At 70.5% G+C, this 13454-nt stretch carries 11 protein-coding genes; 10 read left to right on the top strand and 1 reads right to left on the bottom strand.

What is annotated here, in order from left to right; genetic code table 11:
- Window positions 1-271: 271 nt before the first annotated feature.
- The 10 genes from ACIP6U_RS12245 to ACIP6U_RS12200 all read left to right on the top strand — a co-directional run bounded on the left by ACIP6U_RS12245 (window position 272) and on the right by ACIP6U_RS12200 (window position 12450).
- Window positions 272-1405 (top strand): ROK family transcriptional regulator, encoded by a 1134-nt coding sequence (locus ACIP6U_RS12245; RefSeq protein ID WP_401715453.1) that lies wholly within the window; start codon window positions 272-274, stop codon window positions 1403-1405.
- A 277-nt stretch (window positions 1406-1682) separates the two neighbouring features.
- Window positions 1683-3005: an extracellular solute-binding protein gene (locus tag ACIP6U_RS12240; protein ID WP_401715451.1), complete on the top strand. Its 1323-nt coding sequence runs from the start codon at window positions 1683-1685 to the stop codon at window positions 3003-3005.
- A 121-nt stretch (window positions 3006-3126) separates the two neighbouring features.
- Window positions 3127-4038, top strand: a complete 912-nt coding sequence (locus ACIP6U_RS12235) for a carbohydrate ABC transporter permease (protein ID WP_401715450.1) — start codon at window positions 3127-3129, stop codon at window positions 4036-4038.
- Window positions 4035-4937, top strand: coding sequence for a carbohydrate ABC transporter permease (locus tag ACIP6U_RS12230; protein ID WP_401715449.1), 903 nt, complete (start codon window positions 4035-4037; stop codon window positions 4935-4937). The genes ACIP6U_RS12235 and ACIP6U_RS12230 overlap by 4 nt, the downstream gene beginning before the upstream one ends.
- Before the next feature lie 2 nt (window positions 4938-4939).
- On the top strand, window positions 4940-6658 hold the full coding sequence (locus ACIP6U_RS12225) for a hypothetical protein (RefSeq protein WP_401715447.1): 1719 nt from the start codon (window positions 4940-4942) through the stop codon (window positions 6656-6658).
- Between the two features lie 51 nt (window positions 6659-6709).
- Window positions 6710-8539 (top strand): hypothetical protein, encoded by a 1830-nt coding sequence (locus ACIP6U_RS12220; protein ID WP_401715446.1) that lies wholly within the window; start codon window positions 6710-6712, stop codon window positions 8537-8539.
- A gap of 237 nt (window positions 8540-8776) precedes the next feature.
- Entirely contained in the window at window positions 8777-9172 is a 396-nt protein-coding gene (locus tag ACIP6U_RS12215; protein ID WP_401715444.1) for a YybH family protein, read from the top strand.
- 92 nt (window positions 9173-9264) lie between these two features.
- Complete coding sequence (locus ACIP6U_RS12210) at window positions 9265-10215, top strand: lysylphosphatidylglycerol synthase domain-containing protein (RefSeq protein WP_401715442.1); 951 nt, start codon at window positions 9265-9267, stop codon at window positions 10213-10215.
- 79 nt (window positions 10216-10294) lie between these two features.
- Window positions 10295-11149, top strand: coding sequence for a proteasome subunit beta (gene prcB, locus ACIP6U_RS12205; protein WP_401715441.1), 855 nt, complete (start codon window positions 10295-10297; stop codon window positions 11147-11149).
- Between the two features lie 140 nt (window positions 11150-11289).
- Window positions 11290-12450 carry a HoxN/HupN/NixA family nickel/cobalt transporter gene (locus ACIP6U_RS12200; RefSeq protein WP_401715439.1) on the top strand — a complete coding sequence of 387 codons (1161 nt, stop codon included), beginning with the start codon at window positions 11290-11292 and terminating at the stop codon, window positions 12448-12450.
- A 41-nt stretch (window positions 12451-12491) separates the two neighbouring features.
- Here ACIP6U_RS12200 and ACIP6U_RS12195 read toward each other — a convergent pair whose 3' ends face one another.
- Window positions 12492-13454: a hypothetical protein gene (locus ACIP6U_RS12195; protein ID WP_401715438.1), complete on the bottom strand. Its 963-nt coding sequence runs from the start codon at window positions 13452-13454 to the stop codon at window positions 12492-12494.

Below are 13454 nucleotides of genomic sequence, written 5' to 3'. Positions count from 1 at the left end.
GACGAACCGTGCCTGGCCGAAGAGGAATTGAGAAGTAGGGAAGCCCCGGGACGGGCCTCGTGCGGATCACGGCAGGCGAGTACCGTGTACTTCGTTAGGAAGTTAACTAACGAAGTACAGTGCGTCAAGAGTCATCGCGAACTCGATCACTGGAACGACCCTCCGGGCCGCTGCGTGGCGGGGACGCGTGACGCAAGGTCGTCTGAACGCCGCGTCCCGCGACACCCGGGGAGCGCGGCCCCTGACCCATGGGGGAACTGTGGAACACGTCGTGGCGGAGACCCCCCGCCTGACCGAGAGCGCGAGCGCGGTCTTCGCGGTGCTGGCGCAGGCCGGCAGCGCGACCCGGCCCCAGCTGGCAAGCCTGGCGGGGCTGTCCAAGCCGACGGTGTCCTCCGCCGTCGCCGAACTGGAGGCCGCCCGGCTCGCCACCCACTCCGGCACCGCCTCCGGCGGCACGGGTCGCTCCGCCGCCGTATACGGTCTGGGGCCCGCCTCCGGTGCCGTGCTCGCCGTCGATCTCGGCCCCGCCCGGACCCTGGTGCGCGGCTGCGCCCTGGACGGCACCCTGCTCGCCGAGGCGACCGCCACCCGGGAGAACGCGGTCGACGCCGTACGCGAGGCGCTGGCCGCGCTGCCCGCCGGCGCCCCGCTGCGCACCATCGTGGTCGCGGTCGGTGATGTCACCGCGCCGGACGGCGCCGGCGGCCGGATGCGGCCCGCGACCGCCAAGGCCGGTCCCGTCTTCGACGCGGTGTCGGTCGCGCTGCCGGCCGGAGTGCCGGTCCACCTGGAGAACAACGTCAACTGCGCCGCCCTTGCCGAGCTGCACGAGGGCGCCGCCCTGGGCCGGCGCACCTTCGGCTATCTGCGGATCGGCGTGGGTATCGGCCTCGGCATCGTCATCGGCGGCCAGGTGCTGCGCGGGGCGAACGGCGCGGCCGGTGAGCTCGCGCGGCTGCCCTACCCGTGGGACGACGACCGTGAGCCGCGTCAGGAGGCCCTGGAGGAGTACGTCGGGGCGCACTCCCTGCTGAGACGGGCCGCGGCCGCCTGGCGGGACGCCGAGGGCCCGGTCCCGGACAGCGCCGACCGGCTCTTCGCCCTCGCCTCCGCGGGCCGGGAGACGGCCCGTGTCCTCGTCGACCGGCACGCCGCCGACGTGGGCCGGCTCGCCGCCGCCGTGGCCGCCGTACTGGACCCGGGACTGATCGTGCTGGGCGGCAGCACCGGCGCGTATCCGCAGCTCCTGCCCGGTGTGCGGGCCGAGCTGGCCCGGCTGAGCTGGCCCACCGAGGTGGTCAGCAGCACGGTCGGGGACCGCGGCACGGTGGTCGGCGCGGCCCGGCTCGCGGTGGCCAGAGGAGTCCAAACCGTGACCGAAGCCGCGTGGGTGAAGGATTGACGGCCTCGGACTCGGTCTGCCAATGTCCGGACAAGCGCTTTCTAAGTCGGTCGGGACGCCGACTTGGGGTGAGCCTCCCAGCCCGTACACGACGTACGGCAACCGCACGAGGGCGTGCCCGTGCGGTGACGGCCAGGACGGCCGGGGATCTCAACCCCGCGTGGATGATGCGGCCGGGCGAGGCCGCGCCCCCGGAATGCGACTTTTCCTCCAAAATGCACCTGTGCCGTCTCTGTCGGCGCCGTGCTCCGTCCCCAACGACGAAATGGGATCGAAGATGACCACTGTGGGTGTGCGGCGCTCTCGCCGACTCGGCCGCGGCGGCATGCGCCGCCTGGTTCCTCTCGCTGCCGCCACCGCGGCAGGAGCCCTGCTGCTCTCCGCCTGCGGCGGAGGGTCCGGCTCGGGCGGGACCTCCAAGTCGCTGACGTTCTGGATCTCCACGGTTCCGGGGCAGGACGCGGGCTGGAAGAAGCTGGTGGCGCAGTACAAGAAGGAGCAGGGCGTCAGCGTCAAGCTCGTGAACGTCCCCTACGACGGCTACACCACGAAGCTGCACAACGCCGCGCAGGCCAACTCCCTGCCGGACGTGGCGGCCGTGCCGGCGCTGGACCCGATCTGGTCGAGCAAGCTGATCGACCTCAAGTCCATCTCCGACAACAAGACCAACAAGATCAACCAGAACTTCATCGCCAAGGACTCGTCCGGGAAGGTGCTGGCCATTCCCTCGGACATCACCGCGTCCGGGCTGTTCATCAACAAGTCGCTGTTCGAGAAGGCCGGCGTCTCCGTCCCGGCCTCGCCCGAGAAGACCTGGACCTGGACCGAGTTCATCGCGGCCGCCAACAAGGTCCGCGAGAAGACCGGCGCCAAGTACTCCCTGACGTTCGACCAGTCGCCGTCCCGGCTGCGCGCCATGGTCTACGAGATGGGCGGGAAGTACGTCCACGCGGACTCCTCCGGCAAGTTCTCGGTGGACGCCGCCACCAAGAAGGCCGTGAACACCTTCGTCGGCTGGAACGACGACAAGGTCATGCCGAAGTCGGTGTGGACCAGCGGCGCCGACCCGTCGGCCATGTTCCAGAGCGGTGACGTGGTCGCCTACTGGTCCGGCGTGTGGCAGGTGGCCGCCTTCGCCGAGAGCATCAAGAAGTTCGACTGGGCGAGCGTCCCGACCCCGGCCCAGCCGGTGCAGGCCAGTGACGTCAACAGCGGCGGCCTGATGGTGGGCTTCAACAACAACGGGGCCGCGGCCACCGCCGCCGAGAAGTTCATGTCCTGGGTGTACGAGCCGAAGAACTACACCGAGCTGGTCCAGGCCTCCGGGTTCCTCCCGGTCGAGAGCGGACTGAACCCGAAGTACCCCTTCACCTCCGACGCGGCACAGGCGGCGTTCAAGCTCTACAACGAGGAGATCCCGCTCTACGCCCCGATCTCGGGCTACTTCAACAGCGCGCAGACGAACTGGGTGCTGAAGGGCAAGAGCCTCACCGAGGACCCGACCAAGACGGAACTCGGCAAGGCGATCAACGGCCAGCAGTCGGCCGACAAGGCCCTTCAGAACATCGTGGACGGCTACAACACGGCGGTCGGCGGCTGATCGTGGGCCGGCGCCGGGCGGCGGGATCCAGAGACCGCCGCCCGGCCCCGGGCGACCGCACGATGCCGGGCTCACGGCGTGAGCCCACAGCAATCCAATCCACCAGCACGGAGTCAGGAAGATGACAAAACGCGCCTCGGACGTGTCCGGGAGCCCGCCCAGGCGACGCAGCACCTACACCGTCGCGCCGCTCGTCCTCATCGCGGCCAACGTCGTGCTCTTCGCACTGTTCTTCGTGTGGCCGGCGGTGATCGGGCTCGTCTACTCCTTCACCAACTACACAGGCGTGGGGGCGTTCCAGTTCATCGGACTGGACAACTACCAGAACCTGTTCGGGGACTCCACCTTCTACGACGCGCTGTTCCGGACGCTCCTGTACACCGTGCTCGTCGTCCCGCTGAACTTCGTGCTCTCGCTCCTCATCGCCAACCTGGTGGTGAGCAAGCAGGCCAAGGGCGCGTCGGTCGCCCGTGTCCTCTTCTTCATCCCGTGGCTCATCTCGCCGATCGTCGTGGGTGTCCTGTGGCGGTGGCTGTTCGGTGAGAACTTCGGACTGATCAACTACGTCATCGAGAAGTTCGGCGGGAACGCGATCGCGTGGCAGTCGAACGCGGACCTGTCGCTGGGCGTGGTCGTGATGGCCGGCGCCTGGTGGGGAACGGCCTTCTCGATGCTGCTGTTCATCGCGGCGATCAAGAACGTGCCCACCTCGTACTACGAGGCGGCCTCGCTCGACGGCGCCGGTCCCTGGCGCCAGTTCATCAGCATCACGCTGCCGAGCATCGCGCCCACCTCGTTCATCGTGATCCTGCTCAACACGATCAACGCGATGAAGGAATACCCGCTGTTCGTCTCCCTCAACAACGGCGGACCCGGCACGTCGAACAACCTGCTGGTCCAGTACATCTATCAGACCGGATTCAACCGGGGCCAGATCGGCTACGCGAGCGCTGCGTCCTTCGTGCTCATGCTCATCCTGATGGCCGTCGCGATCATCCAGCTGATCGCCAACCGGCGGATGGAGAACCGATGACAACCACAGACACGCCGCGTCCGGTCGACGCCGGTCCCAGGCGGACCGCCGCCAAGAAGCGGTCCCGCGGTGCGCGCAGTGGTGGCCTCCGTCAGGCGGTGCCCGCGACGACACTGCTGTGGATCCTGGCGGCCCTCTACGGACTGCCGGTGCTGTGGTTCGTCCTCAGCTCCTTCAAGCCGGCCGGCGACCTGTTCTCCCTTCCGCTGACCGTGCTTCCGCACAACCCCACCCTGTCGGGCTACAAGGCGGCCTGGGACAGCGCCAACTTCTCCCAGTACTTCATCAACACGGCCCTTGTGTGCGTGATCACGACAATCCTCACCGTGGGAGTCAGCTGCTGCACCGGGTACGCGCTGGCCAAGTACAACAACAAGTGGCTGAAGTTCTTCTTCATCTGCATCCTGGCCACCACGATGCTGCCGTCCGAGGTCATGCTCGCCCCGGAGTTCCTGGTCGTCCGCGACCTCGGCCTCTACAACTCGTTCGCCGGCATCATCCTCCCGGCCGTGCTCACCGCGACCGGCTGCTTCATGTTCCGCCAGTTCTTCCTGACGGTCCCCGACGAACTCGTCGAGGCCGCCCGCATCGACGGCGCACGCGAACTGTCGATCTTCCTGCGGATCATGGTGCCGATCTCCCGGCCGATCATGCTGACCCTCGCCATCCTGTCCTTCCAGTGGCGCTGGAACGACTACATCTGGCCGCTGCTGATGCTGAACGACCCCAACAAGTTCACCGTGCAGATCGGCATCCAGAGCCTCGTCGGGGCGCAGAACATCAACTGGTCGGTGCTGCTCGGCGGTTCGGTCATCTCCATGATCCCGCTGATCCTCGTCTTCCTGGTGTTCCAGCGTTACGTCATGAGCGCTGACATCAACGCCGGACTGAAGGACTGACCGTGCCCACCCCGTTCGACCACGAGTTCGTCCGCGCGGCGGCCGGCGCCGCAGACCGGTCGGCCGCCCCGCTGGCGGCCGGCCCCGACGAGGAACCCGCCGGTGTCACCCATCGCGCTCTGGCGCGCCGGGTGAAGACCCTGATCGCGGCGTACCGTTCCCCGGACTCGGCCCTGCACGGCAGCGGGCGGGCCGTGGCTGCGACGATGGCCCACCTCGGCGCCCTCCGGGCCGCGCAGACCGCCACCGGTCTCTTCGCCGGCGGCGACAACGTGCAGTCGCCCCCGGACTCCGCGTTCACGGTCAACGACGTGTGCGACGCGCACGTCCTCGCCGAGGGCGCGGGTCCGGAGCTGCGCAAGGCCGCCGCCGCCCTCGCGGACATCGCCGGCGCGGCGGCCGAAAGCCTCTTGGCGGGCGGGGTGCACACGCCGAACCACCGATGGGAACTGAGCGCGGCGCTGGCCCGGCTGCACCGGTCCTTCCCGGACGACCGACTCCTCGACCGCGTCGAACAGTGGCTCGCCGAGGGCGTCGACATCGACGCGGAGGGCCTGTACTCGGAGCGGAGCGCCGTCTACGCCTCCCACGTGTCCAACCCGTCGCTGCTGCTCCTGGCCGACGTCCTCGACCGCGCCGACCTGCGGGACGCCGTCGAACGCAACCTCACCGCGACCCTGGACCTCATCAGGCCGGACGGCACGGTGGAGACCGTCCACTCGCGGCGGCAGGACCAGAGGCATCCGTACCCGCTGGCGGCCTACCTGGCGCACTACCGACTGCTCGCGATCCGCACCGGCCGGGGCGACCTCGCCCGAGCGGCGCGGTGGGCGGCGGCCGACGGCATCGACGACCCCAACCTGCTCGCCGAGACCCTCCTCACCCCCGACCTGAGCCGCCCGCTGCCGACACCGGAGCCCGAACCCCTGCCCCGCGACCGGTACTTCACCACGGCCCGCCTCGCCTCACGCGTCTCCACCACCGCGCACAGCGTCCTGTACGGCGGCTCGGACGTGCCCGAACACCGGCGCATCCGCTCGGGCCTCGCCTGCAACCCCACCTTCCTGCGCCTGTTCGCCGGCGACGCCGTTCTCGACGCGGTCCGCCTCTCCCGGGGCTTCTTCGACCTCGGCCCGTTCCGTGCCGCCCGCATGCACCAACTGGCCGACAACCGGTACCGGCTCACCGAGACCCTCTCGGCCGCCTACTACCAACCGCTCCCGCCGGACTGGCGATGCGACGACGGCGCCTACCGCCTGGCGGACGAGGGACGCTTCTCGGCCGCGATGGCCTTCGCGGACCGGCCTCGGGACGAGGTCTCCCAGACGACCCGCATCGAGGTGGATCTGCGGGAGGACGGCGCAGACCTGCGGATCGACATCAGCGGACCACGGGTGCCCTGGGCCCTCGAACTGACCTTCCGGCCAGGGGGAGTTGTGGAGGGCGCCGTACCGATCGACGACGGACGCTGGTGCCTGACGACCGGGCCGATGGCCTACCGGGCCGGAGACGACGAGATCCGCGTCGAGGTCGACGTCGAGGCGGGCGAGTCCCTCGCCGGGCCGGACCGCGGCGACGTACTACGGTACGACCCGGGCCAGGACTACACGGTGGTGGGCGGCACCGACGCGACGACCGGGAACCGCGTCTACATCGGTGGAAACGGCCCGCAGACACTGACCCTCGCACTGCGCGCCCGCCGCCCCGCACCCGCCTCCTGACCCCGACGACCCACGCCATGGCCACCTCAGGCATGAAGGGCTGACCCACCCGTGCACCTCCTCCACCAGCGCGGTCCGCTGCACGACCTCCCCGACACCCCGGAGGCCTACGACGCCGTCCTCGCCGACGTCGTCGAGCAGGCCCTGCGACGCATCACGCCGGACGGCAACCTCGAACACCCCGACGCGCTCGACGACATCGGGGACACCTCGCTCGGGATCACGTCGCTGCTGGCCTTCGCCTGGCAGCGCGGCAAGGACCCGCGACTGCCGGAGGCGGTACGGCGCAGCCTCGCCTTCCACCTCCAGGAGCGCGTCTACACCGAGGACAACCCCGGCTACCCGAACCTGAGGGTCCGCAACTCCGGCCTGCCGTACGCCCGTTACGTACTGGAGACGGGCGCCCACCCCATCGGCGACTGGCCGAGCACGGCATGGGCGCTGCTCCAGGCGGTCAACATCCTGGACGCGACGGACGGACTCGTCGACGACGAACAACGCACCGCACTGGTCGAGTTGGCGCACGGCTACTGGCGCTGGCTGACCGAGGCGACCGTCTTCAACCCGCAGGAGGCCGGTAACCAGGCCATCGGCTGTGTGGTCGGCGGCCTGATGCTGGCCCGCCATCTCCCTTCTGAGAAGGGAAAGTTGGTGCGCGAACGCGCGCTCGCCGTGTACGCGGACGAGATTCGCGCCCGCCGCGTCAGCGACCGCGGCGCCCTGCTCCCGCCCGAGCACGGCGGCGCCTACGACAACAACTACGGCCCGATCTCCCTCTCCTTCCTCGCCCAGGCCCACATCGTCAGCGGCCAGGACGTCTTCGCGGAGGACGGCGAAGCCCTGGCCCGCTACATCGACGCACGCCTCACCAACGGCGGCTTCGACAACGGCGGTCCGCGCTACAGCGAGCAGCACTCCGCCTTCGAGTCGGTCCTCGGCCTGCGCTACTTCGGCAGCCGCATCGGCGCGGACATCGGCCGTTACCGGGGCGACAGCCGCTGGGCCCGGCACGCGGTCAAGCCGGACGGGGGAGTGGACGGCCACTTCGCGTGGATGCTGGTCTGGCAGATCCAGGACACCACACGCTGGCACCGCACCCCGTCGACGAAGCCGGTCCGCCATCAACTCCGCGCCGGCACCGTGTCGGTGGCCTTCGACAGCAAGATGACGCCCTCGGTGGTCGAGGCCGACGGCACGTACTACCTGCCCGCCGCCGTCAACCGGCAGCACGGCTTCGGGCCGGTCCTCGACGGCTTCCTGTTCTGCCGCCCGATGGGCGAGGTACGGGTCCGGGACCGGAGCGCCGACGGGCTCACGGCCAAGCTGGTCACCAAGCCCGTCGTCGGCCGCGACCACGTCCTGCGGCACGTCCGCTCCCTGTACGTCACCGACGGCACGGCCCTGTGGACGGTGGTCGCCGTGGAACGCCTGCCCGGCACCCCGTACCTGCTGGCAGGGCTGCCCTACGCCGCGGACGACGGCGACCGGGTGCGCAGGACTGCGGAGGCGAAGGTGACGTCGGCCGGTGAACTGCGCCTGACCCACCCGGAGTCGGAGGGCGTCGACCACTTCGACGCCCGTGCGGAACTGACCCAGGAGCTGGCGGCCTTCGCGCTGGCCGCCGATCCGCGCGGCTACGGGAACCCGGACGAGGGCTGGCGGCACCTCGTGTCCTCCACGGCCCTGGAGGCGGAACCGGCCCCCGGAGCATCGGAGGACCTGCATGTGTTCGCGGTGCGCTACGGCGGCGAAGGACCGTTCGCGCCCGCGTTCGAGGTCGGCGACAACGGCCTGACCGTCCGCGCCGAGGCCTTCACCGCGGTGATCGGCGACCCGGCGGGCGACGCCGACGCCGAGCCGGAGCTGAGCCTGCGCGCCTGAGCCCCCTCGACCGCCTGCCCGCGCCGCGAGTTGATCTCCGGCGCGGGCAGCGCGCTGTCCGGCACGACCGGGCCGGTCCTCCGGGAGCAGGGCGCGGGCGTGGACGAGGAGATCGTCGAAAGGCAGCGGCACAGCGCCGGGTGTGACACTCGAAGAGATCGAACTGCTCGAACACATCGGGGAGTGGCGAGCCTCTGCGAGGGGAGTCGCCCCTCGTAGAGGAAAGGAGCGCCCGCCATGCCCGACGACGAGGCGCGGATCCGTGCCCTGATCATCCGGTGGGCCGAAGCGGTCCACCGCGGCGACCTGGCCGGCGTACTCGCCGATCACGCGGAGGACCTCGTCATGTACGACGTGCCACCGCCGTACGAGGGGGTGCACGGGCTCGCCGCCTACAGCGCGGCCTGGCCGCCGTTCTTCGACTGGCAGGCGCAGGGTGCCTGCTTCGAGATCGACACCCTCGACGTCACGGCGGACACCGACGTCGCCTACGCCCATGCCCTGCTGCGCTGCGGCACCCCCGACGAACTTGCGCACCACCCCACCATGCGGCTGCGGCTCACCCTGGGCCTGCGCAAGGACGACGGCCGCTGGGTGGTCGCCCACGAGCACCACTCGTTTCCGCACGACTGACCGGTCATCCGCCCGGCGGTACCCCATGAAGCCTCCATGCCGGATACGGGTTAATTTGTCCGTGTCTTGTTGAGGCGGGGAGGGAGGGGCGCATGGCCGACAGCACGCACGCCGCCCTCGTCGCACCCGCCCGCCGACGCGTGTACTGGCAGTCGGTTCTCGCTCTCGTCCTGCTGGTCTGCGCCGCCTGCGCGGCCCTGCCGCACTGGCCCGCGGTCGTCACCGGAGCCGGCCGACTGGCCGTCGCCGACGAGGGCTGGCTGCTGGTCGGGGCCGGTGCCGCCGCGGCCACCTGGGCGTGCGCGGCGCTGGCGCAGCAGGGCGCGGTGCGGGAGCGGCTGCCCGGTGGCCGGCTGGTGGCCGCGCAGTTCGCCGCCACCGCCGCCAACCACCTGCTGCCCGCCGGACTCGGCGCCGGCGCGGTGAACCTGCGCTTCCTCATGCGCTGCGGCCTGCCCGCCGGGCGCTCCGCCACCGCCCTCGCCGTCAAGACGACCGCGGCCGGCGCCGTCCGCTGCGCCCTGATCGCCGCACTCGCCCTGGCCTGTCCCGGAGTCCTGCGGCTGCCGCCCGTCCCCGGCTGGCTCGTGGCCCTCGTACCCGCCCTGGCCGCGGCGGTGGTCGTCCTGGTCGGCTGCCCGCTGTGGCCGCGTTGCCGCAGGGCCCTCGCGGCGGTGGCCGCCGACATCCGGGCCGTACACGCGCGACCGCACCGGGCCGCCGCCCTGTGGGGTGGTTCGCTGGCGTTCGCCGCGCTGCACTCCGTCGTCCTGATCGCCGTCACCCGGGCCGTGGGTCTGCCGCTGGCCCCGGCGCGCGTGGCCCTGCTCTACCTCGCCGCCAGCAGTGCGGCGGCGCTGCTGCCCACCCCGGGCGGGCTCGGCTCCCTCGACGCGGCGCTGGCCTTCGCGCTCACGGCCACCGGGGCGCCGGTCGCCGCTGCCGCCTCCGTCGTACTCGGCTACCGACTGCTGACCGTGTGGCTGCCGCTGCTGCCGGGACTGGTGGTGCTCGGGGTACTCGTCCGCCGCAAGGCGCTGTGAGCGGCCCCGCGTTTTGCGCACGCCCGCTTCAGGTAGGACTCCGTTATTGACCGGTGACCCTGCGCGGAGGGGGAGTTGGATGACAGGCAGTGAGTCCGAAGGCCGTTTAGGGGAGGAGTTCTTCGTCCCCGGGAGCTCGTCGTTCGCCGAGTTCCTGGCCGCGCACCGGCCCCGACTGCTGCCCATGAGCCCGCAGTTGCCGCCCGGCGTGCGGGCCGCGCCCGGCCGGTTCCCGCACGGCACCACGGTGTTGGCCCTCGCCTACCACGACGGCGTGATGATCGCCGGCGACCGCAGGGCCACGATGGGCAACCTCATCGCGCAGCGCGACCTGGAGAAGGTGCACCCGGCCGACGACCACACGGCCGTCGCCTTCGCCGGCACCGTCGGACTCGCCCTCGACATGATCAAGCTCTACCAGGTCGAGCTCACGCACTTCGAGAAGATCGAGGGCATCCCGATGACCCTCAACGCGAAGGCGACCCGGCTCGCCGCCATGATCCGGCAGAACCTCGGCCAGGCCATGCAGGGCCTCGCCGTCGTACCGCTCCTGGTCGGCTACGACCCCTCGGCCCCCGCCGGCGGACGGGGCCGCATCTTCAGCTTCGACGTCACCGGCGGTCCCTACGAGAAGTCCGACTTCCACGCCGAGGGGTCCGGCTCGCCGTACGCCAGGGGTGCGCTGAAGAAGCTCTTCCACCCGCGCATGTCCCGACGCGAGGCGGCCCTCGCCGCTCTTCAGGCGCTGTACGACGCCGCGGACGACGACTCGGCGACCGGCGGGCCCGACGTCAACCGCCGGATCTTCCCGCTGGTGTCGGTGATCACCGAGGAGGGCTTCGAGCGGCTGCCCGAGACGGAGACGGAGGAGCTCAGCCGCGAGATGGTCGACCAGCGGAGCGACCGACCGGACGGACCGAACGCGACGGCCTGACCAGCGGCTGCCTCGCATTTTCCCCGCGCATGGGAAAGGCCTGCCTCGGCCTTTACTGCACATGAGTTGCAAGTACGGGAGCATGGCACAAGGCTGCCTTGTGCGGCCATTCGCGTTCCACCGACGGAAAGACCCTCCCGATGACGGCCGCCCCTGGTTCCGCTCCGCCCCTCCCCGCCCCGGCCGAGGCCAAGCGCTCGGCCTGGCACCGCGTCCGTGGCTCCATGACGCGGCAGGAGTGGATCAGGGTCGGCGGGATGGCCGCCTTCGTGCTGGCGCTGCACATCATCGGCTGGTTCACGCTGATCGCGATCGTCGCCCCCGAGCACTACAGCATCGGCACCAAGTCGTTCGGCATCGGCATCGGCGTGACCGCCTACACGCTCGGCATGCGGCACGCCTTCGACGCGGACCACATCGCCGCGATCGACAACACCACCCGCAAGCTGATGGGCGAGGGACAGCGGCCGCTTTCGGTCGGCTTCTGGTTCTCGCTCGGCCACTCCAGCGTCGTCTTCGCCCTGGCCTTCCTGCTCTCCCTGGGCGTGAAGGCCGTGGCCGGCCCGGTCCGCGACGACGACTCGCAACTCCACGACGTCACCGGCCTGATCGGCACGACCGTCTCCGGCGTCTTCCTCTACGTCATCGCGATCATCAACCTCGTGATCCTGGCGGGCATCTGGAAGGTCTTCCGCCGGATGCGCTCGGGCCACTTCGACGAGGCCGCCCTCGAAGAGCAGCTGAACAACCGCGGGTTCATGAACCGTCTGCTCGGCCGCGTCATGAAGTCGATCACCAAGCCGTGGCAGATGTACCCGCTGGGCCTGCTGTTCGGCCTCGGCTTCGACACCGCCACCGAGATCTCCCTGCTCGTGCTGGCCGGCTCGGGCGCCGCCTCCGGACTGCCCTGGTACGCGATCCTGTGTCTGCCGGTGCTGTTCGCGGCCGGCATGTCGCTGCTCGACACCATCGACGGCTCGTTCATGAACTTCGCCTACGACTGGGCCTTCTCCAAGCCGGTCCGCAAGGTCTACTACAACCTCACCATCACCGGCCTCTCGGTCGCCGTCGCCCTCGTCATCGGGACCGTCGAACTCCTCGGCCTGCTCGCCGAGAAGCTCGACCTGCACGGCTTCTTCTGGGACTGGGTGGCCGGCCTCGACCTGAACATCATCGGCTTCGTGATCGTCGGCCTGTTCTTCGCCACCTGGGTGCTCGCCCTGCTGGTGTGGAAGTTCGGCCGCATCGAGGAGAAGTGGTCCGCGGGCCTGGCCCGGCCCGCGGAACAGTCCGCCGACTAGGGCGATCGCGGGTCGAGGAGCGACACCCCGGCGACCACGTCTCACGAGCGCAGCCGCAGGTCCTTGCGCCACTTGACGAGCTGGTGCTCCGGATCTCCCGTGTACGACCAGGGAGTTCGGGTCGCCCGCGGCCCCACCATGCGCAGCAGCGCGACAGCGATGTCCTCGATGCCCGCGTTGCAGGCGCCGTGCGCCAGGTAGTTGAGGTCGCGCAGCTCGCCGGGCTCGATGTCCTCGCCCGTCGGGCGGCCCATGATCCAGCGCTGCCAGGTGCGGCGTATGTCGTTCACCGCCCCGTCGTTGTCCCAGTGCTGCCCGAGGCTCACCGAGGCCCGGTTGCCCTGGGCGGTGTCGAGGGCGTAGCGGTACTCCTCCACGCGCGCGTACTGCACCAGCACCGGCAGCCCGCAGCCCGGCGGTGCCACGCCGGCCGCGTCGCGGGCGAAGTCGTACATGAGGCCGTGCGTACCGTGCCAGCGGGCCGAGTAGTAGTGGAGTATCTGCAGGTGGCCCTCCACGTTGTACGGGTCGCGCTGGTGCAACTCGTCCCACCAGCGCGCCAGTTCCTGCCGACGGACCCCGGCCGAGTAGAGCCGGGACACGGAGATGAGGGAGATCCACGGCGTCGGATCGTCCAGGTACGCCTCGGCCGCCTGAAGGCACGCCGTCACCGCCGCGTCGACGCGTTCGTGGTCGATCGGCACGCCCCGTCCGGCGGTGATGGCCAGGTTGAACGCCCGCGCGGTCTCCGTCGCGGCCCGCAGCAACAGGGCGTCGGCGCTGTAGGGTTCGGCGGCCAGCCAGGACTCCGCCGTCGAACTGCCGGTGCAGGCCTGCGCGAGCGTCCGCACCCGGTGGCCGCGGGCGAGCCAGTCCGGGCCGGTGGCACGCAGCAGGTCCCGCACTCCCTGCCAGCGGCCGATGACGATGTCGTGGCGGGCGGAACTGAGGGCGGTGTCCCCGCAGTCGGGATCGAAGTCGGGGGCGAATCGGTTGCGTGCCAT

This window comes from Streptomyces sp. NPDC088794 (assembly GCF_044750545.1).
Lineage (GTDB): Bacteria > Actinomycetota > Actinomycetes > Streptomycetales > Streptomycetaceae > Streptomyces.
This window is presented reverse-complemented; position numbering and strand designations above follow the sequence as displayed.